The sequence below is a fragment of the Escherichia sp. E2562 genome (assembly GCF_005781075.1).
Classification (GTDB): Bacteria; Pseudomonadota; Gammaproteobacteria; order Enterobacterales; family Enterobacteriaceae; genus Escherichia.
The window spans coordinates 238,096-262,458 of sequence record NZ_VATM01000003.1; the positions used below are offsets into that span (position 1 = coordinate 238,096).

At 51.9% G+C, this 24,363-nt stretch carries 27 protein-coding genes and 3 tRNA genes; 15 read left to right on the forward strand and 15 right to left on the reverse strand.

All coding sequences use genetic code 11. The features are described from left to right. The first annotated feature begins 54 nt into the window (after positions 1–54). From FEK43_RS05025 to FEK43_RS05035, 3 genes are read left to right on the forward strand one after another with little or no spacing between them, the layout of a single operon-like run. Entirely contained in the window at positions 55–699 is a 645-nt protein-coding gene (locus FEK43_RS05025; protein ID WP_130204786.1) for a YtjB family periplasmic protein, read from the forward strand. Between the two features lie 27 nt (positions 700–726). Then, positions 727–1,743, forward strand: coding sequence for a lipoate--protein ligase LplA (gene lplA, locus FEK43_RS05030; RefSeq protein ID WP_130221684.1), 1,017 nt, complete (start codon positions 727–729; stop codon positions 1,741–1,743). 31 nt (positions 1,744–1,774) lie between these two features. After that, entirely contained in the window at positions 1,775–2,038 is a 264-nt protein-coding gene (locus FEK43_RS05035; protein ID WP_130217528.1) for a helix-turn-helix transcriptional regulator, read from the forward strand. 160 nt (positions 2,039–2,198) lie between these two features. Here FEK43_RS05035 and deoD read toward each other — a convergent pair whose 3' ends face one another. The 4 genes from deoD to deoC all read right to left on the reverse strand — a co-directional run bounded on the left by deoD (position 2,199) and on the right by deoC (position 6,477). Continuing rightward, the gene (gene deoD, locus FEK43_RS05040; protein WP_000224878.1) at positions 2,199–2,918 is read right to left on the reverse strand and encodes a purine-nucleoside phosphorylase; all 720 of its coding nucleotides are present in this window, start codon (positions 2,916–2,918) and stop codon (positions 2,199–2,201) included. A 56-nt stretch (positions 2,919–2,974) separates the two neighbouring features. After that, on the reverse strand, positions 2,975–4,198 hold the full coding sequence (gene deoB / locus FEK43_RS05045; RefSeq protein ID WP_130204780.1) for a phosphopentomutase: 1,224 nt from the start codon (positions 4,196–4,198) through the stop codon (positions 2,975–2,977). A gap of 51 nt (positions 4,199–4,249) precedes the next feature. Beyond that, entirely contained in the window at positions 4,250–5,572 is a 1,323-nt protein-coding gene (gene deoA / locus FEK43_RS05050) for a thymidine phosphorylase (protein WP_000477811.1), read from the reverse strand. Between the two features lie 125 nt (positions 5,573–5,697). After that, positions 5,698–6,477: a deoxyribose-phosphate aldolase gene (gene deoC, locus FEK43_RS05055; RefSeq protein ID WP_088544469.1), complete on the reverse strand. Its 780-nt coding sequence runs from the start codon at positions 6,475–6,477 to the stop codon at positions 5,698–5,700. Between the two features lie 257 nt (positions 6,478–6,734). On the opposite strand from deoC, the gene FEK43_RS05060 reads away from it, so the two are divergent. Both FEK43_RS05060 and FEK43_RS05065 read left to right on the forward strand, forming a co-directional pair. Continuing rightward, a complete protein-coding gene (locus FEK43_RS05060) occupies positions 6,735–8,285 on the forward strand; it encodes a YjjI family glycine radical enzyme (RefSeq protein WP_130204778.1) in 1,551 nt (516 codons plus the stop codon). Then, a complete protein-coding gene (locus tag FEK43_RS05065; protein ID WP_135408855.1) occupies positions 8,257–9,120 on the forward strand; it encodes a YjjW family glycine radical enzyme activase in 864 nt (287 codons plus the stop codon). Before FEK43_RS05060 ends, FEK43_RS05065 begins: the two co-directional genes overlap by 29 nt. 601 nt (positions 9,121–9,721) lie before the next feature. Here FEK43_RS05065 and FEK43_RS05070 read toward each other — a convergent pair. From FEK43_RS05070 to holD, 8 genes are all read right to left on the reverse strand, one after another. Continuing rightward, positions 9,722–10,504, reverse strand: a complete 783-nt coding sequence (locus FEK43_RS05070) for a metal-dependent hydrolase (RefSeq protein WP_135408853.1) — start codon at positions 10,502–10,504, stop codon at positions 9,722–9,724. Next, positions 10,501–11,574 carry a patatin family protein gene (locus FEK43_RS05075; RefSeq protein ID WP_138158449.1) on the reverse strand — a complete coding sequence of 358 codons (1,074 nt, stop codon included), beginning with the start codon at positions 11,572–11,574 and terminating at the stop codon, positions 10,501–10,503. The genes FEK43_RS05070 and FEK43_RS05075 overlap by 4 nt, the downstream gene beginning before the upstream one ends. Before the next feature lie 121 nt (positions 11,575–11,695). Then, positions 11,696–11,857: a DUF1328 family protein gene (locus FEK43_RS05080; RefSeq protein ID WP_000490275.1), complete on the reverse strand. Its 162-nt coding sequence runs from the start codon at positions 11,855–11,857 to the stop codon at positions 11,696–11,698. A gap of 126 nt (positions 11,858–11,983) precedes the next feature. Further along, complete coding sequence (osmY, locus tag FEK43_RS05085) at positions 11,984–12,589, reverse strand: molecular chaperone OsmY (RefSeq protein WP_112035949.1); 606 nt, start codon at positions 12,587–12,589, stop codon at positions 11,984–11,986. A gap of 401 nt (positions 12,590–12,990) precedes the next feature. Beyond that, on the reverse strand, positions 12,991–14,580 hold the full coding sequence (gene prfC / locus FEK43_RS05090) for a peptide chain release factor 3 (protein ID WP_000175943.1): 1,590 nt from the start codon (positions 14,578–14,580) through the stop codon (positions 12,991–12,993). 90 nt (positions 14,581–14,670) lie between these two features. After that, on the reverse strand, positions 14,671–15,348 hold the full coding sequence (gene yjjG / locus FEK43_RS05095) for a pyrimidine 5'-nucleotidase (protein WP_000870705.1): 678 nt from the start codon (positions 15,346–15,348) through the stop codon (positions 14,671–14,673). Between the two features lie 14 nt (positions 15,349–15,362). Then, entirely contained in the window at positions 15,363–15,809 is a 447-nt protein-coding gene (gene rimI, locus FEK43_RS05100) for a ribosomal protein S18-alanine N-acetyltransferase (RefSeq protein WP_001092450.1), read from the reverse strand. Beyond that, complete coding sequence (gene holD, locus FEK43_RS05105; RefSeq protein ID WP_130204768.1) at positions 15,778–16,191, reverse strand: DNA polymerase III subunit psi; 414 nt, start codon at positions 16,189–16,191, stop codon at positions 15,778–15,780. Before holD ends, rimI begins: the two co-directional genes overlap by 32 nt. A 102-nt stretch (positions 16,192–16,293) precedes the next feature. Here holD and rsmC point away from each other — a divergent pair, with 102 nt between their 5' ends. From rsmC to FEK43_RS05125, 4 genes are all read left to right on the forward strand, one after another. After that, positions 16,294–17,325 carry a 16S rRNA (guanine(1207)-N(2))-methyltransferase RsmC gene (gene rsmC, locus FEK43_RS05110; protein WP_135408851.1) on the forward strand — a complete coding sequence of 344 codons (1,032 nt, stop codon included), beginning with the start codon at positions 16,294–16,296 and terminating at the stop codon, positions 17,323–17,325. A gap of 307 nt (positions 17,326–17,632) precedes the next feature. After that, positions 17,633–17,719, forward strand: a tRNA-Leu gene (locus FEK43_RS05115). Between the two features lie 28 nt (positions 17,720–17,747). Further along, positions 17,748–17,834: transfer RNA gene (locus tag FEK43_RS05120), tRNA-Leu, on the forward strand. A 33-nt stretch (positions 17,835–17,867) separates the two neighbouring features. After that, positions 17,868–17,954: transfer RNA gene (locus FEK43_RS05125), tRNA-Leu, on the forward strand. A gap of 27 nt (positions 17,955–17,981) precedes the next feature. Here the strand turns inward: FEK43_RS05125 and FEK43_RS05130 are convergent. After that, complete coding sequence (locus tag FEK43_RS05130) at positions 17,982–18,218, reverse strand: DUF1435 domain-containing protein (RefSeq protein WP_130259585.1); 237 nt, start codon at positions 18,216–18,218, stop codon at positions 17,982–17,984. 140 nt (positions 18,219–18,358) lie between these two features. Here FEK43_RS05130 and fhuF point away from each other — a divergent pair, with 140 nt between their 5' ends. After that, positions 18,359–19,147 (forward strand): siderophore-iron reductase FhuF, encoded by a 789-nt coding sequence (gene fhuF / locus FEK43_RS05135; protein WP_135408849.1) that lies wholly within the window; start codon positions 18,359–18,361, stop codon positions 19,145–19,147. 37 nt (positions 19,148–19,184) lie between these two features. Here the strand turns inward: fhuF and bglJ are convergent, their stop codons facing one another. Beyond that, positions 19,185–19,862 (reverse strand): DNA-binding transcriptional activator BglJ, encoded by a 678-nt coding sequence (bglJ, locus tag FEK43_RS05140; protein ID WP_130204762.1) that lies wholly within the window; start codon positions 19,860–19,862, stop codon positions 19,185–19,187. Continuing rightward, positions 19,820–20,545, reverse strand: a complete 726-nt coding sequence (locus tag FEK43_RS05145) for a response regulator transcription factor (RefSeq protein WP_130204760.1) — start codon at positions 20,543–20,545, stop codon at positions 19,820–19,822. Before FEK43_RS05145 ends, bglJ begins: the two co-directional genes overlap by 43 nt. Positions 20,546–21,173: 628 nt before the next feature. Between FEK43_RS05145 and FEK43_RS05150 the strand changes: the two genes are divergently transcribed. The 5 genes from FEK43_RS05150 to yjjA all read left to right on the forward strand — a co-directional run bounded on the left by FEK43_RS05150 (position 21,174) and on the right by yjjA (position 24,337). After that, complete coding sequence (locus FEK43_RS05150) at positions 21,174–21,944, forward strand: threonine/serine exporter ThrE family protein (protein ID WP_130204758.1); 771 nt, start codon at positions 21,174–21,176, stop codon at positions 21,942–21,944. Next, complete coding sequence (locus tag FEK43_RS05155; protein ID WP_135408847.1) at positions 21,935–22,408, forward strand: threonine/serine exporter; 474 nt, start codon at positions 21,935–21,937, stop codon at positions 22,406–22,408. The genes FEK43_RS05150 and FEK43_RS05155 overlap by 10 nt, the downstream gene beginning before the upstream one ends. 106 nt (positions 22,409–22,514) lie before the next feature. Continuing rightward, positions 22,515–23,054 carry a primosomal protein DnaT gene (dnaT, locus tag FEK43_RS05160; RefSeq protein WP_130259582.1) on the forward strand — a complete coding sequence of 180 codons (540 nt, stop codon included), beginning with the start codon at positions 22,515–22,517 and terminating at the stop codon, positions 23,052–23,054. A gap of 2 nt (positions 23,055–23,056) precedes the next feature. Then, the gene (gene dnaC, locus FEK43_RS05165) at positions 23,057–23,794 is read left to right on the forward strand and encodes a DNA replication protein DnaC (protein ID WP_130204755.1); all 738 of its coding nucleotides are present in this window, start codon (positions 23,057–23,059) and stop codon (positions 23,792–23,794) included. Positions 23,795–23,842: 48 nt separating this feature from the next. Continuing rightward, positions 23,843–24,337, forward strand: a complete 495-nt coding sequence (gene yjjA / locus FEK43_RS05170) for a DUF2501 domain-containing protein YjjA (RefSeq protein ID WP_135404049.1) — start codon at positions 23,843–23,845, stop codon at positions 24,335–24,337. Positions 24,338–24,363 lie beyond the last annotated feature (26 nt).

Consider the following 24,363-nt stretch of genomic DNA (forward strand, 5'->3'; position numbering starts at 1 on the left):
CTTGTATCCATTGCTTCTGGCAACATTAAGTCTCAAATTTTCAACGGGTGGAATATGGCTCGCACAAAACTAAAATTCCGGCTGCATCGGGCAGTGATTGTCCTGTTCTGTCTCGCGTTGTTAGTCGCACTAATGCAGGGAGCATCATGGTTTAGTCAAAACCACCAGCGACAGCGTAATCCACAGCTGGAAGAACTGGCCCGTACCCTGGCGCATCAGGTAACCCTGAACGTTGCGCCGCTGATGCGTACCAACTCACCTGATGAAAAACGCATTCGGGCGATCCTCGATCAGTTGACGGACGAAAGTCGCATCCTCGACGCGGGTGTGTATGACGAACAAGGCGATCTTATCGCCCGCGCAGGCGAAAGCGTCGAGGTGCGCGACCGACTGGCGCTCGACGGTAAAAAAGCAGGTGGCTATTTTAACCAGCAGATTGTCGAACCGATTAAGGGGAAAAATGGACCGCTCGGCTATCTGCGCCTCACGCTCGATACCCATACGCTCGCCACCGAAGCCAAACAGGTGGATAACACCACCAATATTCTACGCCTGATGCTGCTGCTCTCGCTGGCAATCGGTGTGGTGCTAACTCGCACACTGTTGCAGGGTAAACGTACCCGCTGGCAGCAATCGCCCTTCCTGTTAACCGCCAGCAAACCGGTACCGGAAGAGGAAGAAAGCGAGAAAAAAGAGTGACCCATTACTACAAGAAAGGAAATCGTTATGTCCACATTACGCCTGCTCATTTCTGACTCTTACGATCCGTGGTTTAACCTGGCGGTGGAAGAGTGTATTTTTCGCCAGATGCCCGCCACGCAGCGCGTTCTGTTTCTCTGGCGCAATGCCGACACGGTAGTGATTGGTCGTGCGCAAAACCCGTGGAAAGAGTGTAATACCCGACGGATGGAAGAAGATAACGTCCGCCTGGCACGGCGCAGCAGCGGTGGCGGCGCGGTGTTCCACGATCTCGGCAATACCTGCTTTACCTTTATGGCTGGCAAGCCGGAGTACGATAAAACCATCTCCACGGAGATTGTGCTTAATGCGCTGAACGCGCTCGGCGTCACCGCAGAAGCTTCCGGGCGCAACGATCTGGTGGTGAAAACCGCCGAAGGTGACCGCAAAGTCTCAGGCTCGGCCTATCGCGAAACCAAGGATCGCGGTTTCCACCATGGCACCTTGCTGCTCAATGCCGACCTCAGCCGCCTGGCAAACTATCTCAATCCGGATAAAAAGAAACTGGCGGCGAAAGGCATTACTTCAGTACGTTCCCGCGTGACCAATCTGACCGAGCTGCTACCGGGAATTACCCATGAGCAGGTTTGCGAGGCCATAACCGAGGCCTTTTTCGCCCATTATGGCGAGCGCACAGAAGCGGAAATCATCTCCCCGGACAAAACGCCAGACTTGCCGAACTTCGCCGAAACCTTTGCCCGCCAGAGTAGCTGGGAGTGGAACTTCGGTCAGGCTCCGGCGTTCTCGCATCTGCTGGACGAACGCTTTACCTGGGGCGGCGTAGAACTGCATTTCGACGTTGAAAAAGGCCATATCACCCGCGCCCAGGTGTTTACCGACAGCCTTAACCCCGCGCCGCTGGAAGCTCTCGCCGGGCGGCTGCAAGGCTGTCTTTACCGCGCGGATATGCTGCAACAGGAGTGCGAAGCGCTGCTGGTCGACTTCCCTGAACAGGAAAAAGAGCTACGGGAGTTGTCGGCGTGGATAGCGGGGGCGGTACGGTAACTCGCTCATTAAAATATCCAGGGAAGGAAATATGATCGATCTGGAGAACCAGGAACGGGAGATTATCAATTTAATGTTCAGCCAGGGTATATCCTGGCTAGCCGCCGTGCGTATCAGGCATAAATTATCGCTTGCTGAAGTAAGTAAAATGTTAGGTATCTCGATTAATTCTCTAAAACGGATCGAAAAGACGGAACGGCTTAGCTCAAATATCAAAAGCAAAATGGCAGGAATTTATGGTTGTCCGCCAGAGTTGCTGATATGCCCTTACTGGATGACGGTTGAACATAAATGAATAGATTCGTGAATAGATACTTGAATGGATTTTATTTCCTATCCATATGAAAAATAATAGTAAATCTATATATCAGTCGCTATTGATGAATAGATACTAAAAAGCCGGAGCAGTCTCCCGCTCCGGCTTAACACGACAATCGCCTTTCAGCGAAACACAATTACTCTTTATCGCCCAGCAGAACGGATTCCAGTGCAATTTTGATCATGTCGTTGAAGGTGGTCTGACGCTCTTCAGCAGTGGTCTGCTCGTGAGTACGGATATGGTCAGACACGGTGCAGATAGCCAGTGCTTTCGCACCAAACTCTGCAGCCACGCCGTAGATACCAGCCGCTTCCATTTCCACGCCGAGGATGCCGTATTTTTCCATCACGTCGAACATTTCGCCGTCCGGAGAGTAGAACAGGTCAGCGGAGAACAGGTTACCAACGCGAGCATCAACGCCCAGGGCTTTAGCTGCATCTACTGCGTTACGCACCATGTCGAAGTCAGCGATAGCCGCGAAGTCATGATCTTTAAAACGGATGCGGTTAACTTTGGAATCGGTGCAGGCACCCATACCGATAACAACGTCACGCAGTTTTACGTGCGGCAGAACAGCGCCACAGGAACCTACGCGGATAATTTTCTTCACGCCGAAATCGGTGATCAGTTCTTTGGTGTAGATGGAGCAGGACGGGATACCCATACCGTGACCCATTACGGAAATTTTGCGACCTTTGTAGGTGCCAGTGAAGCCCAGCATACCGCGAACGTTGTTCACTTCACGGGCATCTTCAAGGAAAGTTTCAGCAATATACTTCGCACGCAGCGGGTCGCCTGGCATCAAAACTACGTCAGCGAAATCGCCCATTTCTGCATTAATGTGTGGGGTAGCCATTATTTTATCCTTTTTGTGACATAACAAAGGCGGAGTCAACGCTCCGCCCAAATCCATCAGAACATGGCTTTGCCATATTCCATATCAGAAGTACCAAAATATTTTGCCAGAGTCTGGCCGATATCCGCGAAGGTTTCGCGGTGACCCAGCGAACCCGGTTTTACTTTCGGGCCGTAAACCAGTACCGGAATGTGTTCACGCGTGTGGTCAGTACCGGTCCAGGTCGGATCACAACCGTGGTCAGCAGTGAGGATCAGGATGTCGTCATCGCGCAGCAGAGACATCAGTTCCGGCAGACGGCGGTCGAACAGTTCCAGACCCGCAGCATAGCCTGCGACATCGCGACGGTGGCCCCAGGAAGAGTCGAAGTCAACGAAGTTGGTGAAGACGATGGTGTTATCACCCGCTTCCTTCATCTCTTTGATAGTGGCGTCAAACAGCGCGTCCAGGCCGGTCGCTTTCACTTTCTTGGTGATACCGCAGTTAGCGTAGATGTCCGCAATCTTACCGACAGAAACCACCTGGCCGTGTTTTTCATCAACCAGTTTTTGCAATACGGTCGGTGCTGGCGGTTCAACGGCCAGGTCGTGACGGTTACCGGTACGCTGGAAGTTACCGGCTTTGTCGCCGATAAACGGACGAGCGATAACACGACCGATGTTGTAGCCGCCGTTGGTCAGCTCTTCACGGGCGATTTCACACAGTTCGTAGAGTTTATCCAGACCGAAAGTTTCTTCATGGCAGGCAATCTGGAACACGGAGTCAGCGGAGGTATAGAAAATCGGCTTGCCGGTTTTCATATGCTCTTCGCCCAGTTGATCCAGGATGACCGTACCGGAAGAGTGGCAGTTACCGAGGTAACCTGGCAGGTTAGCGCGTTCAACCAGTTTATCCAGCAGCTCTTGCGGGAAGCTGTTTTCGTGATCGGAGAAGTATCCCCACTCAAACAGAACCGGGACACCGGCGATTTCCCAGTGACCGGACGGGGTATCTTTACCGGATGACATTTCGTGCGCCCATGCGTACGCGCCGATAACTTCAGCGTTGCCGTCCATTCCTGCCGGAATGAAACCGGTAGAACCTTCATGTGCTTTCGCCAGCCCCAGACGGGTCAGATTTGGCAGATTGAGCGGGCCTTTACGACCTTTATCAGCTTCGCCTTTGGCGCAAGCTTCTGCGATATGACCCAGGGTGTCAGCCCCGACGTCACCAAAGCGTTCTGCATCTTCTGTAGCGCCGATGCCGAATGAGTCCAGCACCATAATAAATGCACGTTTCATATGTTCTCCGTACTCAGTGCTTCAAATTTAAATGATCAGATCAGTATACCGTTATTCGCTGATACGACGATAGACAGTTGGTGTGCTTTCCGGTGCTTTATCGGCAAGTTTAATTGCCGCTTTCACCGCTTTCGCCGCTTCCTGCCAGCTGTTTTCGTCTTTCGCGTGGATAACCGCCAGCGGACGCTGACCGTCTACCTGGTCGCCCAGACGCGCCATATCAGTAAAGCCGACGCTGTAATCGATGGTGTCAGATGCCTGACGGCGACCGCCGCCCATCGCAACCACTGCCATTCCCAGCGCACGGGTATCCATTTCACTGACAAAACCTTCGGTATCAGCATAGACTGCTTTCGTCAGCATCGCTGTCGGCAGATACTTCGCGTAGTTCTCAACGAAGTCGGTCGGGCCTTTTTGTGCTGCCACCATACGACCAAAGACTTCTGCCGCTTTACCGTTGTCCAGCACCGCCTGCAATTTTGCGCGCGCTTCGGCGTCATCTTTCGCCAGTTTACCGGAGATAAGCATCTCCACGCACAGCGCCATCGTGACATCAAACAGACGCGGGTTACGATACTCACCCGTCAGGAACTGCACCGCTTCACGTACTTCAACCGCGTTACCTGCACTGGAGGCCAATACCTGATTCATGTCGGTGAGCAGCGCGGTGGTGCGCACGCCAGCGCCGTTAGCCACACCAACAATCGCTTCGGCAAGGGCTTCAGAGAGTTCGTAGGTCGGCATAAACGCGCCGCTACCCACTTTCACGTCCATCACCAGCGCGTCCAGACCTTCCGCAAGTTTCTTCGCCAGGATCGAGGCGGTGATCAGCGGGATGGAATCCACGGTTGCGGTAATATCGCGGGTCGCGTAGAAACGTTTATCCGCCGGAGCCAGTGAGCTGGTCTGACCGATAATCGCCACACCGACGTCTTTAATGATTTCGCGGAAACGGTTGTCATCCGGGAAGATGTCGAAGCCAGGGATGGATTCCAGTTTGTCGAGCGTACCGCCAGTATGACCGAGGCCACGACCGGAGATCATCGGAATATAGCCGCCACAGGCAGCGACCATCGGCCCCAACATCAGCGAAGTCACATCGCCGACGCCGCCGGTGGAATGTTTATCAACAATCGGGCCATTCAGATGCAGGCTTTTCCAGTCGAGAACGGTTCCTGAATCTCGCATCGCCATCGTCAGCGAGACACGCTCCGGCATCGTCATATCGTGGAAGAAAATGGTCATCGCGAGAGCGGCAATCTGCCCTTCGGAGATAGTGTTGTCGCGAATGCCGTTGATAAAGAAGCGAATTTCTTCATCGCTCAGCGCATGACCATCACGTTTTTTACGAATAATTTCTTGTGCGAGAAACAAGGTAACCTCCCGTGGAAAAGAGTATGAGGCGGCTTTTGCCGGATGCGTCTACGCCTTATCCGGCCTACGGGTGATACGTCTCGTAGGCCGGATAAGCGCAGCGCATCAGGCGCAAAGCATCTTACTTAGTAGCTGCTGGCGCTCTTACCGTCGCCGTGGCCCAGCGCTTTCAGCAGGCTTGCCAGCAGGCTGGAAGCGCCAAAGCGGTAGTGACGCGCATCTGCCCAGTCAGCACCGAACAGTTCATCTGCGATGGCGAGATATTTCTGCGCATCTTCCGCAGTACGCACGCCGCCCGCCGGTTTGAAACCAACGGTTTTTTCTACGCCCATGTCGCGGATCACTTCCATCATGATGCGCGCGCTTTCCGGCGTCGCGTTCACAGCCACTTTACCGGTAGAGGTTTTGATGAAGTCAGCGCCGGCTTTGATGGAGATTTCAGACGCTTTACGGATCAGCGCTTCGTCTTTCAGTTCGCCGGTTTCGATGATCACTTTCAGCAGTACATTCGCTGCCGCGCAAGCCTCTTTACAGGCTTTCACCAGATCAAAACCAACTTGCTCGTTGCCCGCCATCAGCGCACGGTACGGGAACACCACGTCAACTTCATCAGCACCGTAGGCGATTGCCGCACGGGTTTCTGCCAGCGCAATTTCAATGTCATCGTTACCGTGTGGGAAGTTGGTTACCGTAGCAATACGGATTTCCGGGGTGCCCTGCTCTTTCAGCGTTTTGCGAGCAATCGGGATAAAGCGAGGATAGATACAGATAGCAGCGGTATTGCCGACCGGAGTTTTGGCCTGATGACACAGGGCGATCACTTTCTCGTCGGTGTCGTCGTCATTCAGGGTGGTCAGGTCCATCAATTTCAGTGCACGCAGGCTGCTTGTTTTCAGATCAGTCATTTCATTCTCCTGGCTTGTCGCCAATAAAATTCACCTTGCGAGTTTGTTAGTATTCTAACATCGACTCCGCAACACACTTCGATATACATCACAATTAAGAAAATCTACTTACAAATTTGCATTACGGTAATGCGATCTGGTTCAAATAATTCACTTTCAAATGAATGCACCGATGGTGACAAACGCATCAGGATCAAAGTGAACATCACGAAACTTCTTACAATGGCGCATCACCTTTGGCATAAAAGGAAAAGAAGATGCCCACTTCTCACGAGATTGCACTGCAACAACGTTGCCAGCAAATTGTCACAAGCCCGGTGCTTAGTCCGGAGCAGAAACGCCATTTTCTGGCGCTGGAAGCAGAAAACAATCTGCCTTATCCGCAGCTGCCTGCCGAAGCCCGCCGCGCGCTGGATGAAGGCGTAATCTGCGATATGTTTGAAGGTCATGCGCCGTACAAACCGCGCTATGTCTTACCCGATTACGCCCGTTTTCTGGCGAACGGTTCCGAATGGCTGGAGCTGGAAGGCGCGAAAGATCTTGATGACGCGCTCTCTCTGTTGACCATTCTTTATCATCATGTCCCTTCGGTCACATCGATGCCGGTCTACCTGGGGCAGCTGGATGCGTTGTTGCAACCGTATGTTAGAATTCTAACACAAGACGAGATCGACATTCGAATAAAACGTTTCTGGCGTTACCTCGACAGAACCCTGCCAGACGCCTTTATGCATGCCAATATCGGCCCGTCTGATTCGCCCATTACCCGAGCAATTTTACGCGCAGATGCAGAGTTGAAGCAGGTTTCACCGAACCTGACCTTTATCTACGATCCTGAAATTACCCCTGATGACCTGCTGCTGGAAGTGGCGAAAAACATCTGTGAATGTAGCAAACCGCACATCGCCAACGGCCCGGTGCATGATAAAATTTTCACAAAAGGGGGCTACGGGATTGTGAGCTGTTACAACTCACTGCCGCTGGCGGGGGGTGGCAGCACGCTGGTGCGCCTTAACCTGAAAGCCATTGCCGAGCGCAGTGAATCGCTGGAAGACTTCTTTACGCGCACTCTACCGCACTACTGCCAACAGCAGATCGCCATCATCGATGCGCGGTGTGAATTCCTCTATCAACAATCACACTTCTTTGAGAATAGCTTCCTGGTGAAAGAAGGGCTGATTAACCCTGAACGTTTTGTGCCAATGTTTGGCATGTATGGGCTGGCAGAAGCGGTTAACTTGCTGTGCGAGAAAGAAGGGATTGCCGCGCGCTACGGTAAAGAAGCCGCTGCAAATGAAGTGGGTTATCGCATCAGCGCGCAACTGGCGGAGTTTGTCGCCAATACCCCCGTGAAATATGGCTGGCAAAAACGCGCCATGTTGCACGCACAGTCGGGGATCAGTTCTGATATCGGCACCACGCCGGGCGCACGCTTGCCGTATGGCGATGAGCCAGATCCGATCACCCATCTGCAAACTGTCGCCCCGCATCATGCTTATTATTATTCCGGCATCAGCGACATTCTGACGCTCGATGAAACCATCAAACGTAATCCGCAGGCGCTGGTACAGCTTTGCCTCGGTGCCTTTAAAGCCGGAATGCGTGAGTTTACCGCCAATATCAGCGGTAACGATCTGGTTCGCGTTACCGGTTATATGGTGCGTTTGTCGGATTTAGAAAAATATCGCGCCGAAGGTTCACGCACCAACACCACCTGGCTGGGCGAAGAGGCCGCACGTAACACTCGTATTCTGGAACGCCAGCCGCGCGTGATAAGCCATGAACAGCAGATGCGCTTTAGTCAGTAAGATTATCCCCTTCTCCTGCGTTGACGGGCCAGGCAGTCGTCTGGCTCTGTTTTTGCAGGGCTGCAATCTGCGCTGCAAAAATTGTCACAATCCGTGGACGATGGGGCGCTGTAATGATTGCGGAGAGTGCGTGCCACAGTGTCCGCATCAGGCGTTGCAGTTTGTTGACGGCAAAGTGCTGTGGAACGCTGTGGTTTGCGAGCAGTGTGATACCTGCCTGAAGATGTGTCCGCAACATGCCACGCCAATGGCGCAATCCATGAGCGTGGATGAGGTGCTTAACCATGTCCGCAAAGCGGTGCTGTTTATTGAAGGGATAACGGTGAGCGGCGGCGAAGCCACGACCCAGCTGCCGTTTGTGGTGGCGCTGTTTACTGCTATCAAAAATGATCCGCAACTGCGCCACCTCACCTGTCTGGTGGACAGTAACGGTATGTTGAGCGAAACCGGCTGGGAAAAATTACTCCCGGTTTGCGACGGCGCGATGCTCGATCTCAAAGCGTGGGGGAGCGCGTGCCATCAACAGCTAACCGGACGCGATAATCAGCAGATTAAGCGCAGCATCTGTTTGCTGGCAGAGCGCGGCAAGCTGGCGGAACTGCGTTTGCTGGTAATCCCTGGCCAGGTGGATTATTTGCAACACATCGATGAGCTGGCGGCGTTTATCAAGGGACTTGGCGATGTTCCTGTTCGCCTGAACGCGTTTCATGCCCACGGCGTGTATGGCGAGGCGCAAAGCTGGGCGAGCGCCACACCGGAAGATGTTGAGCCGTTGGCTGATGCGTTACGGGAGCGCGGGGTGAGCCGGTTGATATTTCCGGCGCTGTATTTGTGACATGCCGGATGCGGCCTACGGTTCGGCACAGGCCTCCAGGCATGAAAAGACGCGTTAAGCGTCGCATCTGGCATTGTGCACCGACTGCCGGATGCGGCGTGAACGCCTTATCCGGCCTACGGTTCGGCACAGACCTCCAGGCATGATAAGACGCGTCAGCGTCGCATCTGGCATTGTGCGCCAACTGCCGGGTGCGGCGTGAACGTCTTATCCGGCCTACGGTTCGGCACAGGCCTGTAGGCATGATAAGACGCGTTAAGCGTCGCATCAGGCATTATGCGCCGACTGCCGGATGCGGCGTGAACGCCTTATCCGGCTTACGGTTCGGCACAGACTTGTAGGCATGATAAGACGCGACAAGCGTCGCATCTGGCATTGTGCGCCGACTGCCGGATGCGGCACAGGTCTGTAGGCATGATAAGACGCGTCAAGCGTCGCATCAGGCATTGTGCACCGACCGCCGGATGCGGCGTGAACGCCTTATCCGGCCTACGGTTCGGCACAGACTTGTAGGCATGATAAGACGCGTCAGCGTCGCATCTGGCATTGTGCGCCAACTGCCGGGTGCGGCGTGAACGCCTTATCCGGCACGAAAGACAAACTACCCACATACGTTAAACAACGTATACGTGTTATTAAGCAACACTTCGGCAATCTCATCCGCCGGTTCCGGGCGTAACTCGCAAAGCACGGCAAACACACGCGCAGCCTGCTCCGGGCGGTTAGGCTGCCCCTGAAAACCGCTAAGCGGCATATCCGGCGCGTCGGTTTCCAGCAACAACGATGCCAGCGGTAATTTTGCGATGACATCGCGGGTTTTACTGGCGCGTGGATAGGTGATAGTACCGCCTACGCCAATTTTGTAGCCCAGCTGTACAAACCGTTCGGCCTGCTGCAAGCTGCCGGAAAAACCGTGAACCACGCCAGTGCACGGCAAATCGTGACGCTTAAGATGCATCGCCAGTTTGTCGTGCGTGCGCCGTGAATGAAGGATCACCGGCAGAGCGTAGCGTTTCGCCAGTTTCAGTTGTTCGTCGAGCAACCACTGCTGCCTCTCAAATTGCGGATCGTCGCCAAAGAGATCCAGGCCGATCTCCCCCACCGCCACCACCTTCGCCGGACGCCTTTCCAGCGCCTGCTGTAACTGATCCAGCGATGCATCGTTATGTTTTTCCAACATACCCGGATGCAAGCCCAATGCGGCATACAGTGGCTGATAATTTTCCGCCAGTGCCAACACGCGGGCAAAATTTGCCGCCTCGGTTGCCGGAACAATGATCTTGCCTACGCCCGCTTGTGCCGCGCGTTGCAGGCTGGCCTCTTCATCGCCGCTAAACGGCGGGAAATCAAAATGGCAGTGGGTGTCGATAAAACGGCAAATCAAGCCAGATCCTCATTGTTAAATGTCGGGTCGTTCGCCTGCGGAGCGTCGCTCACTTCGGCAACCAGCGTATCGTTGGCGACTGGCGCAGGCGGAATGACTATCGATTCCGGCGTCACCACTGGCACCAGATGGCGGGTAAGCGGCGCTTTTTCAGTTAATAGCTTGCCAACCGTGGCGAGGAAATAACGACCGCATAAACGCCCAAGTTTATAGTCTTCGCGCAGTGCCGGAAGCCGACTACCGAGCGCAATACTATGCAATGGCTTCGGCGGATAAATTTCGAATATCCGCAGCTTGCCCGGTGGTTTCTCAATAAACTGCTGAATGTCACGATAGCTGGTTTCATGATGCTGCACCAGATTGACCAGCGGCTGCAGGCTACTGTCACCCAGCCAGCGTTCCATGCGCTTGAACCACTGCGGCGTGTAGTACATTTGTGACGGCACGGTGCGGATGACGACCAACGTTTTTGCTCCCTGCCTTGCCGCCTCTTTAACCGGAATCGCATCACTGATCCCACCATCCAGGTAGTTAATGCCTTCCAGCGACACTCCGCTACGATAAAAACCAGGTATCGCACTGGAGGCGCGAATCACATCCAGCCAGTTTTGTTTGGTTGGTAAAAAGTAATTCGGCGCGTAGTCATCCTGACGACAGGCACACATATAAAAGGATTTACCGCTGTCAAACAGCCGCGCGGCGGTGTCCATTTGCAACGGCATCTGGCTTGCGGTGGCCTCCGCCAGCCAGTCGAGATCGATAAGATTTCCTCCACGTACAAAGCGCACTGGATCGAAAAATTCGCGTTTTGTGGTATAGCGCATGATGACTTTGCGCGCGTAACCGGGCTGATTGCAGATATATGCCGAAAGGTTCTGCGCCCCGGCAGATGTGCCGAGATAAAGATCGAAAGGATTAAACTGCGCGCGCATAAACTCATCCAGCACACCAGCCGTGAAAATTCCACGCTGCCCGCCGCCTTCGCACACCAGAGCAATTCGTCCAGGCTGGAACGGCCTTAGCGACAACGGCGCAATATTACCAAGCGTTACAGGTATTCGCTGCCCCACCTCTGCCTTCCTGTTTTTGTTGTGAAAGACTGACAAAGTAACGCAATTTATTATCCGCTAAAACCGCAAAAGCCAGTCCGCTGGACTGGCCTTGTATAAAATTTTCTTAATAGTTTGAAATCTAGGGTCGTTTTCGGCCCATAAACAAACTCACCAGGAACAGAATAATCCCGACGACAAAGACAATTTTAGCTGCGCCTGCAGCGGTACCGGCCAGACCACCAAACCCAAGTGCGGCGGCGATTAACGCGATAACCAGAAATATGATGCCCCAACGAAACATAAGCGTCTCCTTTACCATAGTTAATGTCACCGCTTGATATGAGCGTGAAAATCACTCAATGCGATATTTTTAGTGTGGTGCACATCGCGCCTCCCGACAAAGTTCGGGAGAACGAATTACGACGAATTACTTAGTTTTCAGATCATTTTTAACGCTTTTCACACCATCTACCGCTTTGGCGATACTTTCAGCACGGTCGCTTTGTGCCTGGGAATCGACGGTACCGGAGAGCTGAACCACACCGTCGGTGGTTTCAACTTTCACATGACGGGAAGGGACTATGTCATCCGCCAGTAGTTTGGCTTTGATTTCACTGGTGGTGGCGGTGTCACCCGCATAGCCCTTCACAGAACCTTCTTTAGCGTCGCGAACGTGCAGTTTGTCGCTGACAGAGGTCACGCCTTCAACGCCTTTCGCCACTTTCACAGCCTCTTCGGCCTGGGCCTGGCTTTCAACGAAACCACTCAGGGTCACCACTTTTTGATCGGTTTTGACAGAGATATCAGTGCTCTTGATGTTGTCATGATCCACCAGGGCCGCCTTCACTTTCGCGGTGATGGCGCTGTCATCCATGAAATTACCGACTTTATTCATAGAGCTATCGACTTTTTGCCCTGCGCTTTCATTGGTTGTCTGCGCGCTGTTTTCTGCGTAGGCAGAGCCGGTCGCGACGGCAGAGGTCAACATTACAGCCAGCAGAGTTTTCGAAATCTTCAGTCTTGTCATAGTCATCGATTTATTCCTGTATGTTTGCTCGTAATTTGAGCCAGGCAACACGAGGTTGCATTGCTGAAAGGGAGAGACTTCACCCTGTACAGAAGTCAATGGTCGCCATCACAAAAGCGATGAGTGATGAATAACGACCATTACAGCCTCTGAATCAGTTATTAATATCAATCGGATGACAGTTAGCGGTTTTAAATACTGATATCTACGTATTGATCGGTATTTAAAGCCGTCAAAAATGTCATCACTTTGTTAAATATAGATCACAATTTTGAAACCGCTCGCCACATCGACTAAAAAACGCGCAAACATAAGCAAAAGCTAATGTTTTAAGAACATTCCGCAAGCGGCTAATAAGGAAGGGAAATTGACAGGGCGCGGCGGATACCGCGCCCTGGAGGCAAGAATTAATGCTCGCGGGTCTGGTGGAACTGAACGTCCGGGTAACGCTCCTGCGCCAAGCGCAGGTTGACCATGCTGGTAGCGATGTAAGCGAGGTTGTCGCCGCCATCCAGCGCCAGTTGGCTTTCGTTCTTACGCTTGAACTCTTCGAATTTCTTCGCGTCCGCGCATTCTACCCAGCGAGCGGTGGCGACGTTGACTGACTCATACACCGCTTCGACGTTGTATTCGCTCTTCAGGCGCGATACCACCACATCAAACTGCAGCACACCAACCGCACCAACGATCAGATCGTTGTTGGAGATCGGACGGAACACCTGCACCGCGCCCTCTTCGGAAAGCTGTACCAGCCCTTTGAGCAGCTGTTTTTGCTTCAGCGGATCTTTCAGCCGGATACGACGGAACAGTTCTGGCGCGAAGTTCGGAATACCGGTGAACTTCATCATCTCGCCCTGGGTAAAGGTGTCGCCGATCTGAATGGTGCCGTGGTTGTGCAGACCAAGGATGTCGCCCGGATACGCTTCTTCAACATGCGAACGGTCGCCTGCCATAAAGGTCAGCGCGTCGGAGATCACCACATCTTTCGCGGTGCGCACCTGGCGCAGTTTCATGCCTTTTTCATATTTACCGGACACCACACGCATAAACGCCACGCGATCGCGGTGTTTCGGGTCCATGTTGGCCTGAATTTTAAATACGAAGCCGGTAAATTTATCTTCGCTCGCTTCTACGGTACGGGTATCGGTCTGACGCGGCATCGGCGCAGGCGCCCACTCCACCAGGCCATCCAGCATATGATCGACGCCGAAGTTACCCAGCGCAGTACCGAAGAATACCGGGGTGATTTCGCCCGCAAGGAACAGCTCTTTGTCAAACTCGTTAGATGCGCCTTTCACCAGTTCCAGTTCGTCACGCAGCTGCTGTGCCAGATCTTCACCAACAGCTGCGTCGAGATCCGGGTTATTCAGCCCTTTAACAATGCGGACTTCCTGAATGGTGTGGCCTTTACCGCTCTGATAGAGATAGGTTTCATCTTTATAAAGGTGGTAAACGCCTTTAAACAGCTTGCCGCAGCCAATCGGCCAGGTGATCGGTGCGCAGCCGATTTTCAGCTCGTTCTCAACTTCATCGAGCAGCTCCATCGGGTCGCGGATATCACGGTCAAGTTTGTTCATAAAGGTGAGGATCGGTGTATCGCGCAGACGGGTAACTTCCATCAACTTACGGGTACGATCTTCAACACCTTTTGCAGCGTCGATAACCATCAGGCAGCAGTCCACCGCCGTCAGGGTACGATAGGTATCTTCCGAGAAGTCTTCGTGCCCCGGGGTGTCGAGCAGGTTAACCAGGCAATCGTGATACGGAAACTGCATCACAGACGTAGTAATGGAGATCCCACGCTGCTTTTCCATCTCCATCCAGTCCGACTTAGCGTGCTGGTTGGAACCACGGCCTTTTACCGTACCGGCGGTCTGAATGGCCTGTCCGAACAGCAGCACCTTCTCGGTGATGGTAGTTTTACCGGCGTCCGGGTGAGAAATAATGGCAAAAGTGCGGCGCTTCGCCACCTCTTGCAAATAAGGAGACAACGTCATAATTCTTTCTTCTTGAGTAAGCGGCATCGCGCCGCGCTTGTTGAAAACGAAAAATTGCGGCTATTTTACCCATCAACGGGGGGGAGGCAATCAGTGTTTACACAGGAGCTGCTCCAGTTCGTGCAACGAAGAGACGGTCCAGGTGGGCGCGATGCCTTCTGGTTGCTCGCGATTGTGCGCATTCAGCCAGCAGGTCGCAAGCCCGGCGTTGATGCCACCGAGAATATCGGACTCGGCAGTGTCGCCAACCATCAGCACGCGTGAACGGTCAGGATTACCCGCCTGTTCCAGCGCATAATCGAAAATTTTCTTATTCGGTTTGGCAACGCCAACTTCTTCGGAAATCACCAGCAAATCGAAGTAATCACGCAGGCCCGTGCGTTCCAGACGCACTTGCTGCAAGGCGCTAAAACCGTTGGTGATTATGCCGATTTTGGCGTTACCACGAATGGCGTTAAGCAGGGAAACCGCGCCCGGCAGCGGCGTGCAGATTTCTGCCATCGCATTAATAAAGGCATCGTTGAGTTTACCCGGCTCGACGTTCAGCCGTTCGGCCCAACTTTCAAAACGCCCGTGCTGAAGCTGTAATGAAGTGATCGCGCCGTTTTGATAATCCACCCACAGTGGCTTGTTAACGGCCTGATAGTCCTGAAAATCCTCAGCGGTAAAGGTGACGCTGTAATCAAGAAACATCCGCTGCAAGCCGGTGAATGAGTCAAAGGTAAACAGCGTTTCATCGGCATCAAAGAAAATCCAGTCCCACTTCATTATTCCACCTTGTCTTACATACTGATTGGCAACGCCATGATGATGGCGTCTTCGCGACCGTCCGTGGTGGGGTAGTAATTGCGGCGAATCGTCGCCTCGTTAAAGCCTAAACTTTCGTACAGGGCAATGGCGGCAGCGTTTGAAGCACGGACTTCCAGCCATAGCGTCGCCACGCCGCGTTTTTCCAGTTCGTCGATCAGATGTTCCAGCAGCGCCCTTCCCAGCCCCTGACGCTGATAGTCGGGATCGACCGCAATATTGAACAATGTAGCTTCATCCAGCACCACTTGAGTAATCGCAAACGCCGCCATTTTGCCGTTTTGCGTTAACTGAAAGTTGAGATAACGCTCGCCCTGATTACTGGCAAAGGTTTTTTCACTCCACGGAAAGGCGTGGGCGCGTTGTTCAATGTGGAAAGCTGCTGGTAAATCAGTCGTTTCGAGGGAAGAAATCGTGTTCATATGTGCAAATTTGTTGCCATAATGCGGCGCGTGCCGTTGGGTTTGCCCGTAATTCGGTGAGCGCCGGTGATGCCACCTGAGCGCCTTCCAGTGATAGCGGTTCGTCAGTACCCAACCGCCAGCTGTTGCAGCGACTGCCTTGCGGCAGCATCGCGATCCTATCTGGCGTCAGTTGCAGCACTTGATCGGGGCTGACGGTTAATGCACGCAGAACGTCGCTCACCAGGGGATCGGTCAGGGCGGGAAGATCGTTTGCCACCATCACCAGACGGACGTGTGCCGGGATCGCAATGGCAATCTCCCCCTGCAACGCGCCAGGGCGACGCAGCGACCACTGGGTAATGCCCAGTTGCTGTAACTGCCAGTCTCGTCGGGATGTCATAGCGAATCGCTCCTGTTGTCAGGGGCGCAAATATAGCAAATTCGTCGATACCGCGCCAACATATGGCTATAATCGCCGCCAGTATCAATTGAGGAGCATTCCATGTCTGCATTTACCCCGGCAAGTGAAGTCTTGCTGCGTCACAGTGATGATTTCGAACAAAGCCGTATTCTGTTTGCCGGAGACTTACAGGATGACCTGCCCGCGCGTTTAGAAACCGCGGCCAGCCGTGCTCATACCCAGCAATTCCACCACTGGCAGGTTTTAAGCCGCCAAATGGGGGATAACGCCCGTTTTAGTCTGGTCGCCACGGCGGATGATGTCGCAGATTGCGATACGCTGATTTACTACTGGCCGAAGAATAAACCGGAAGCCCAGTTCCAGTTGATGAATTTACTTTCTCTGCTGCCGGTGGGGACGGATATTTTTGTCGTTGGCGAGAACCGCAGCGGCGTGCGCAGCGCCGAGCAGATGCTGGCAGATTATGCGCCGTTGAATAAAGTCGACAGCGCCCGTCGCTGTGGCCTCTATTTTGGTCGTCTGGAAAAACAGCCGGAGTTTGATGCCGATAAATTCTGGGGCGAATACAGCGTCGATGGCCTGACGGTCAAAACGCTGCCTGGCGTGTTTAGCCGCGACGGTCTGGATGTCGGTAGCCAGTTGCTGCTCTCAACGTTAACCCCGCACACCAAAGGTAAAGTGCTGGATGTCGGCTGTGGCGCGGGCGTGCTTTCGGTTGCCTTTGCGCGCCATTCGCCAAAAATTCGTCTCACTCTGTGCGATGTCTCTGCGCCAGCGGTAGAAGCCAGCCGTGCAACACTTGCTGCCAACGGTGTTGAAGGTGAAGTCTTTGCCAGCAACGTCTTTTCCGAAGTGAAAGGTCGTTTTGATATGATCATCTCCAACCCGCCGTTCCACGATGGGATGCAAACCAGCCTGGATGCAGCGCAAACGCTGATTCGCGGCGCGGTGCGTCATCTTAACAGCGGCGGCGAGTTACGAATTGTAGCGAACGCCTTCCTGCCTTATCCGGATGTGCTGGATGAGACATTTGGCTTCCATGAAGTTATCGCACAAACCGGGCGCTTCAAGGTGTATCGCGCCATTATGACCCGCCAGGCGAAGAAAGGTTAAGTATCTGATATCTGTCGCCGCATACCGTGTCGGATGCGGCGTGAACGCCTTATCCAACCAATGTACGTTACCCGTAGGCCAGATAAGACGCGTCAGCGTCGCATCTGGCATCTGGCATCTGTACCCGCATGCCGTGCTGGATGCGGCGTGAACGCTTTATCCGACCGACAAACGAATTATCCACAATCCGCTGATGGCCATTTTTCCAGCAATTACACCTCCGTCGATAATTAACTATTGACGAAAAGCTGAAAACCACTAGAATGCGCCTCCGTGGTAGCAATTCTTTTTTAAGAATTGATGGTATGCGAAGGTGGCGGAATTGGTAGACGCGCTAGCTTCAGGTGTTAGTGTCCTTTCGGACGTGGGGGTTCAAGTCCCCCCCCTCGCACCAAAAACCACGTTGATATTGCTCGCACTGGGCGAAGGTGGCGGAATTGGTAGACGCGCTAGCTTCAGGTGTTAGTGTCCTTACGGACGTGGGGGTTCAAGTCCCCCCCCTCGCACCAAACGTGGCGATATCAAAAAAGTAAGATGACTGTGCGAAGGTGGCGGAATTGGTAGACGCGCTAGCTTCAGGTGTTAGTGTCCTTACGGACGTGGGGGTTCAAGTCCCCCCCCTCGCACCAATTATCTTTACTTCCTTCCCTGTTTTATCATCCCTGATTCCCGTTCATTATCATCAGCATAACGCCAGAAATAAGCGCCAGGCACGATGGTAGCAAAACGTAGTGCCGTAATTGTTTGTGATACAGCATCACCGGCGTCAATACTAATCCCATCAGAATCACAATCCGCCACTGATCCGGCGATAAATCCGCATACATCAGCCCTGCAATCAGCAATCCTGGCAGCAACACTCCCCAGCCACTGCCCAGCATACGTTGCAACATGGTTTGATCTCTTTTATTGATAATGATAACCAATATCATATGATAATTTTTATCATTTGCAAGCCAGAGAAATCCCTTGATATCGGGTAAACCTATCGATAGGATTAGCAATCATTATCATTTAGATTACTATCACTATTATGACCTATCGTTCCGCACCGCTCTATGAAGATGTTATCTGGCGAACGCATCTCAAGCCGCAAGATCCCACGCTTGCACAAGCGGTTCGCGCGACGATCGCCGAACATCGTGAACATTTGCTGGAGTTTATCCGTCTGGATGAACCCGCCCCGCTTAGTGCCATGACGCTGGCGCAATGGTCCTCTCCCAATGCGCTAAGTTCTCTACTGGCGGTCTACTCCGATCATATCTACCGCAATCAACCAATGATGATCCGCGAGAACAAACCGCTAATCTCACTGTGGGCGCAGTGGTATATCGGCCTGATGGTGCCGCCATTAATGCTGGCGCTGCTGACGCAGGATAAAGCGTTAGATCTTTCCCCGGAACATTTCCACGTTGAGTTTCACGAAACCGGTCGTGCTGCCTGTTTCTGGGTCGATGTGTGTGAAGATAAAAACGCAACATCACATTCGCCACAGCAGCGAATGGAAACGTTAATCAGCCAGGCGCTGGTTCCGGTTGTGCAGGCATTAGAAGCGACAGGTGAAATTAACGGCAAACTTATCTGGAGTAATACCGGTTATTTGATTAACTGGTATCTGACTGAGATGAAGCAGTTGCTTGGCGAGGCGTTAGTTGAATCGCTCCGCCATGCCCTGTTCTTTGAGAAAACGCTCTCCAGCGGCGAAGATAATCCATTGTGGCGCACAGTCGTGCTGCGCGACGGCCTGCTGGTGCGCCGCACCTGTTGCCAGCGTTATCGCTTACCGGATGTGCAACAGTGTGGGGATTGCACGCTGAAATAAGCACACTGCCGGGAGGATAAACCCGGCATTAAGTAGATTAATATGGATGCAACACATTACTTGTTTCTGAAATCCGCATACATAACAGAATATCTGCCGCCTCAAGCAATCCGGCATCAGAACTGACACCCAGTTTCGACATCACATTAAATTTATGCGCGCGGATCGTTTTTATATTCCGTTTAAGCTGTTCAGCAATTTGCGTCATTGAGTAGCCACGCGACATAAACCGTAATATTTCCCTCTCCGTCGGGCTCAGCGTCCGGCTTTGATTAATATACCACTGGTTGTTCAGTCGATCGGTCGCCTGACGTACGCCATTTAATGACAGAAACAGCTCCTGGTGAAAAACATCCAGTGTTGATGCTTTACTTAACACACCATCCAAAGGAGAAGGCGATAATGAGCCAATCAACCGCGCTTCAATATCATCATCCGCAATAACCAAACGCCGGGTACGTGGAAATTTGATTGCCAGCTCAGTCAGACAAGATAATCCCTCCCTGCGCTCAGTTCTCATGGCAGAAAAAGAAAAAATGACCGCCGCAAATGAAACCCGCGACATAGCATCCTGAAAAGCCTCCTGGCTGGTGTACGTATAGAGTTTATAAGGATTACCCGCAAACTTTCTGAATAAACTCTCAATACCGATACTGCTCATGACGCACTTTTCTATGAGTGCGACATTTCTCTTCTTAATTCGGTTGTGTTCCATTCCGCGGCATCTCCATAAACAGAAGGCAAGTTAAGTTCCCTTGCCCCCTGTGCGCTATTAATCCATGCATACATCTCAGCGTTACTGTGAATTGCCAGCCGACGCATCGCACTGTTTTTTTGTGCGCTGATGGTTTTATTGCTTTTCTTAAGCAATGAAGCTATTTGGTTGATGCCCCATCCTTTACCTAACAGCCGCAGTACCTTGCGTTCAGAAAGGGTAAGAATCACGGTGCGATAACCAACTTCCTGAATTTCCGGCATTGCAGGCGAAGTCAGCATGGCGCTGATGCGATCTGCATGGACATTGCCGGAACGAACGGTCTTGACCAGATTCTCAATGGGCTCGATATCGGACAGTAACGTCGCAGTTGGACACATAAGCAGCTCCACCGCCTGAGAGTACCAGGCTCGCGAAACCATGAAAACCCAATGAATTTCCCGGTATTGTGAGATCAATGAATAGTAATGTTCACAAACAGAACGCGGATCTTCTGTTTGTCCGGCTAAATCGGCAATAACTAACCCAGCACGACGTAATTGTAATATGGTCAGCTCCTCCGCAGAGGTGCTACTCGTTATATCGTATTCAGGGAGATGGGTCCTCATGACCTCTTTTAACCCTGCCTGCATAACGGGTATTTTACTGATAACAATTCCATTTTTGCAGCATCCTGGCAACATATATCCTCCATATCCACTGTCTATAAATTATGATGGTTTATTCAGGACATTCACCCTTCAAATGACTCCAACAAATTAATAGATTGAGCGAATAATTTATCCTTAGCATTCACTTCATATCAGTTTACCCCAGCCACACAAAAAATCCTTTGTATGTTTCAGGAGACTAGCATCAAATAATAACCTGGAAAAATACCTCTGACACATTTAAAATATCTAAATTATGTTGTTAGAAATACTTAATCAAAACCCTCAAAATCAATCAGTTTAAGATATCATTTAAAATAACGAATAAAAGTTAAATGAAAATCCTTTAACCAGAATATCAAGAAAAAAACCAATAAAAACTGAAGGATATTTCTTACCCGGTTCCGAAAAAAATTATTTCATCAGCCATTACTCAATCGCGTAAAAACAAAACGATAAATTCATTTTAATGATAATATTCATGAAATTATTTATTCCACTCAAAACTTGCATCGCTTCCCTTCAGCGAACTCATCACCGCAACCAGGATTAATCAGCGCAATTTTGATCTTAACCAACGTCAAAACAGTCATGCTTCGTGATACAAAAGGGTTCTCATTTTTTGAAAAATACGCAACGCGTCTATGACAAAGGGCGAGTTATGCAAACAGAGCAACAGCGAGCCGTTACACGGCTATGTATCCAGTGCGGGTTATTTCTTTTACAACATGGTGCGGAAAGTGCGTTGGTTGACGAGCTTTCTTCACGACTGGGTCGGGCGTTAGGGATGGACTGCGTCGAAAGTTCTATCTCTTCGAACGCCATAGTGCTGACCACCATTAAAGATGGTCAATGTCTGACATCTACGCGCAAAAACCACGATCGCGGCATTAATATGCATGTGGTTACTGAGGTACAACACATTGTGATTCTGGCGGAACATAAGCTGCTGGATTACAAAGGTGTTGAGAAACGTTTTAGCCAAATACATCCCCTGCGCTATCCGCGTTGGCTGGTCGCTTTGATGGTGGGACTCTCTTGCGCCTGTTTCTGTAAACTGAATAACGGTGGTTGGGATGGTGCGTTGATTACATTCTTCGCCAGTATGATCGCCATGTATATCCGCCAGCTACTGGCACAACGCCACCTCCATCCACAAATAAACTTTTGCATCACTGCCTTCGCCGCCACCACAATTTCTGGCCTTCTTCTACAACTTCCGACATTCAGTCATACGCCTACTGTGGCAATGGCGGCCAGTGTTCTTTTACTGGTGCCGGGTTTTCCGTTGATAAATGCTGTAGCCGATATGTTTAAAGGTCATATAAATACCGGACTGGCACGCTGGGCGATTGCCAGCCTGCTGACACTGGCAACCTGCGTTGGCGTGGTGATGGCACTCACAATTTGGGGGCTACGCGGATGGGTGTAATCGAATTTCTATTAGCATTAGCGCAGGATATGATTCTCGCGGCAATCCCAGCAGTCGGCTTTGCGATGGTGTTCAACGTGCCAATCCGGGCATTACGCTGGTGTACGCTGCTTGGCGCGATGGGTCATGGTTCGCGAATGATTTTAATGACTACTGGACTCAATATTGAGTGGTCGACGTTTATGGCTTCGCTACTGGTCGGCACCATTGGTATTCAGTGGTCGCGCTGGTATCTGGCGCACCCGAAAGTCTTTACCGTGGCGGCTGTCATTCCGATGTTCCCGGGCATCCCGGCGTATACTGCAATGATTTCAGCGGTAAAAATCAGTCAGTTAGGTTACAGCGAGCCGTTAATGATTACCCTGTTAACTAACTTTCTTACCGCTTCATCAATTGTTGGCGCGTTATCCATCGGTCTTTCCGTTCCTGGATTGTGGTTGTACCGCAAGCGCCCCCGCGTATAAAATTGCCTCGCTTAAAGCACATGGATGAGAGGCTGCCTGGCCTCATCCGTGTGTTACTATAAAAGTAATCTCCCTTCTCGTTCATCGTTCCATATTGAGAAACAGTATGTCCTCCAGAGTTTTGACCCCGGACGTCGTTGGTATTGACGCCCTGGTACACGATCACCAAACCGTTCTGGCAAAAGCAGAAGGCGGCATGGTTGCCGTATTTGCCAACAATGCCCCGGCGTTTTATGCCGTTACGCCCGCGCGTCTTGCTGAACTGCTGGCGTTGGAAGAAAAACTGACGCGTCCGGGAAGTGACGTGGCCCTGGACGATCAACTCTATCAGGAACCGCAAGCCGCCCCCGTTGCCGTACCCATGGGTAAATTCGCCATGTACCCAGACTGGCAACCCGATACCGACTTTATCCGTCAGGCGGCATTATGGGGCGTGGCGCTAAAAGAGCCGGTAACCGCCGAAGAACTGGCGTCATTTATTTCTTATTGGCAGGCGGAAGGCAAAGTCTTCCATCATGTGCAGTGGCAACAAAAACTGGCGCGCAGCCTGCAAATAGGTCGTGCCAGCAATGGCGGATTAACGAAACGAGATGTGAACACAGTCAGTGAACCTGACAGCCAAATTCCACCGGGATTCAGAGGGTAACGATGAAAAACGTTGGCGACCTGATGCAACGTCTGCAAAAAATGATGCCAGCCCATATCAAACCCGCCTTCAAAACGGGTGAAGAACTTCTGGCGTGGCAGAAAGAACAAGGGGCGCTCCGTGCCGCCGCTCTTGAGCGCGAGAATCGGGCGATGAAAATGCAGCGTACCTTTAACCGCTCTGGCATTCGTCCACTGCATCAAAACTGCTCCTTTGAGAACTATCGTGTTGAGTGCGAAGGGCAGATGAATGCGTTGAGCAAAGCGCGCCAGTATGTCGAAGAGTTCGACGGCAACATCGCCAGCTTTATCTTTTCTGGCAAGCCGGGAACTGGTAAAAACCATCTGGCGGCGGCAATCTGCAACGAACTGCTGCTACGCGGTAAATCCGTATTGATCATCACCGTGGCCGATATTATGTCGGCGATGAAAGATACCTTCAGAAATAGCGGTACCAGCGAAGAACAACTGCTTAACGATCTGAGCAACGTTGACCTGCTGGTGATCGATGAGATCGGCGTGCAGACCGAATCGAAATACGAAAAAGTGATCATCAACCAGATCGTCGATCGCCGCTCTTCTTCCAAACGCCCGACCGGGATGCTGACCAACAGCAATATGGACGAGATGACCAAGTTACTGGGCGAACGCGTTATGGATCGTATGCGACTGGGTAACAGTCTGTGGGTTATTTTTAACTGGGAAAGCTATCGTAGCCGGGTAACGGGTAAAGAGTATTAATCCTCCTTTCCGGCGCTATACTGCGACACAATTCCACCTTGAGTAATGATGATGAAAACTATTAAACACCTTCTGTGCTGTGCAATTGCCACCAGCGCATTAATTTCCACCGGGGTGCATGCCGCGTCCTGGAAAGATGCGCTTTCCAGCGCCGCCAGCGAACTTGGCAACCAAAACAGCACCACACAGGAAGGCGGTTGGTCGCTCGCCTCATTAACTAACCTGCTTGGTAGTGGCAACCAAGCGTTAAGCGCAGACAACATGAACAATGCCGCAGGCATTTTGCAATACTGCGCGAAGCAAAAACTGGCTTCAGTTACCGACGCGGAAAACATCAAAAATCAGGTCCTGGAGAAGCTGGGCCTGAACAGCGAAGAACAGAAAGAAGATACCAACTATCTGGATGGCATTCAGGGTTTGCTAAAAACCAAAGATGGTCAGCAGCTTAACCTGGATAACATCGGTACGACGCCTCTGGCTGAAAAGGTAAAAACCAAAGCCTGCGATCTGGTGTTAAAGCAAGGTCTGAACTTTATTTCCTGATCCGCATAACGCCGCGTTTTAGCTAT

Bases quoted from the DNA above. Each gene is read 5' to 3' on its own strand.
- lplA (WP_130221684.1), top strand. From the start codon at position 727: ATGTCCACATTACGCCTGCTCATTTCTGACTCTTACGATCCGTGGTTT.
- FEK43_RS05150 (WP_130204758.1), top strand. From the start codon at position 21,174: ATGCAAACAGAGCAACAGCGAGCCGTTACACGGCTATGTATCCAGTGC.
- deoD (WP_000224878.1), bottom strand. From the start codon at position 2,918: ATGGCTACCCCACACATTAATGCAGAAATGGGCGATTTCGCTGACGTA.
- rsmC (WP_135408851.1), top strand. From the start codon at position 16,294: ATGTCTGCATTTACCCCGGCAAGTGAAGTCTTGCTGCGTCACAGTGAT.
- yjjG (WP_000870705.1), bottom strand. From the start codon at position 15,348: ATGAAGTGGGACTGGATTTTCTTTGATGCCGATGAAACGCTGTTTACC.
- holD (WP_130204768.1), bottom strand. From the start codon at position 16,191: ATGACATCCCGACGAGACTGGCAGTTACAGCAACTGGGCATTACCCAG.
- osmY (WP_112035949.1), bottom strand. From the start codon at position 12,589: ATGACTATGACAAGACTGAAGATTTCGAAAACTCTGCTGGCTGTAATG.
- FEK43_RS05130 (WP_130259585.1), bottom strand. From the start codon at position 18,218: ATGTTGCAACGTATGCTGGGCAGTGGCTGGGGAGTGTTGCTGCCAGGA.
- rimI (WP_001092450.1), bottom strand. From the start codon at position 15,809: ATGAACACGATTTCTTCCCTCGAAACGACTGATTTACCAGCAGCTTTC.
- dnaC (WP_130204755.1), top strand. From the start codon at position 23,057: ATGAAAAACGTTGGCGACCTGATGCAACGTCTGCAAAAAATGATGCCA.
- FEK43_RS05060 (WP_130204778.1), top strand. From the start codon at position 6,735: ATGCCCACTTCTCACGAGATTGCACTGCAACAACGTTGCCAGCAAATT.
- FEK43_RS05025 (WP_130204786.1), top strand. From the start codon at position 55: ATGGCTCGCACAAAACTAAAATTCCGGCTGCATCGGGCAGTGATTGTC.
- FEK43_RS05065 (WP_135408855.1), top strand. From the start codon at position 8,257: ATGAACAGCAGATGCGCTTTAGTCAGTAAGATTATCCCCTTCTCCTGC.
- FEK43_RS05145 (WP_130204760.1), bottom strand. From the start codon at position 20,545: ATGTTGCCAGGATGCTGCAAAAATGGAATTGTTATCAGTAAAATACCC.
- fhuF (WP_135408849.1), top strand. From the start codon at position 18,359: ATGACCTATCGTTCCGCACCGCTCTATGAAGATGTTATCTGGCGAACG.
- deoC (WP_088544469.1), bottom strand. From the start codon at position 6,477: ATGACTGATCTGAAAACAAGCAGCCTGCGTGCACTGAAATTGATGGAC.
- bglJ (WP_130204762.1), bottom strand. From the start codon at position 19,862: ATGGAACACAACCGAATTAAGAAGAGAAATGTCGCACTCATAGAAAAG.
- FEK43_RS05155 (WP_135408847.1), top strand. From the start codon at position 21,935: ATGGGTGTAATCGAATTTCTATTAGCATTAGCGCAGGATATGATTCTC.
- yjjA (WP_135404049.1), top strand. From the start codon at position 23,843: ATGATGAAAACTATTAAACACCTTCTGTGCTGTGCAATTGCCACCAGC.
- prfC (WP_000175943.1), bottom strand. From the start codon at position 14,580: ATGACGTTGTCTCCTTATTTGCAAGAGGTGGCGAAGCGCCGCACTTTT.
- FEK43_RS05080 (WP_000490275.1), bottom strand. From the start codon at position 11,857: ATGTTTCGTTGGGGCATCATATTTCTGGTTATCGCGTTAATCGCCGCC.
- deoB (WP_130204780.1), bottom strand. From the start codon at position 4,198: ATGAAACGTGCATTTATTATGGTGCTGGACTCATTCGGCATCGGCGCT.
- dnaT (WP_130259582.1), top strand. From the start codon at position 22,515: ATGTCCTCCAGAGTTTTGACCCCGGACGTCGTTGGTATTGACGCCCTG.
- FEK43_RS05035 (WP_130217528.1), top strand. From the start codon at position 1,775: ATGATCGATCTGGAGAACCAGGAACGGGAGATTATCAATTTAATGTTC.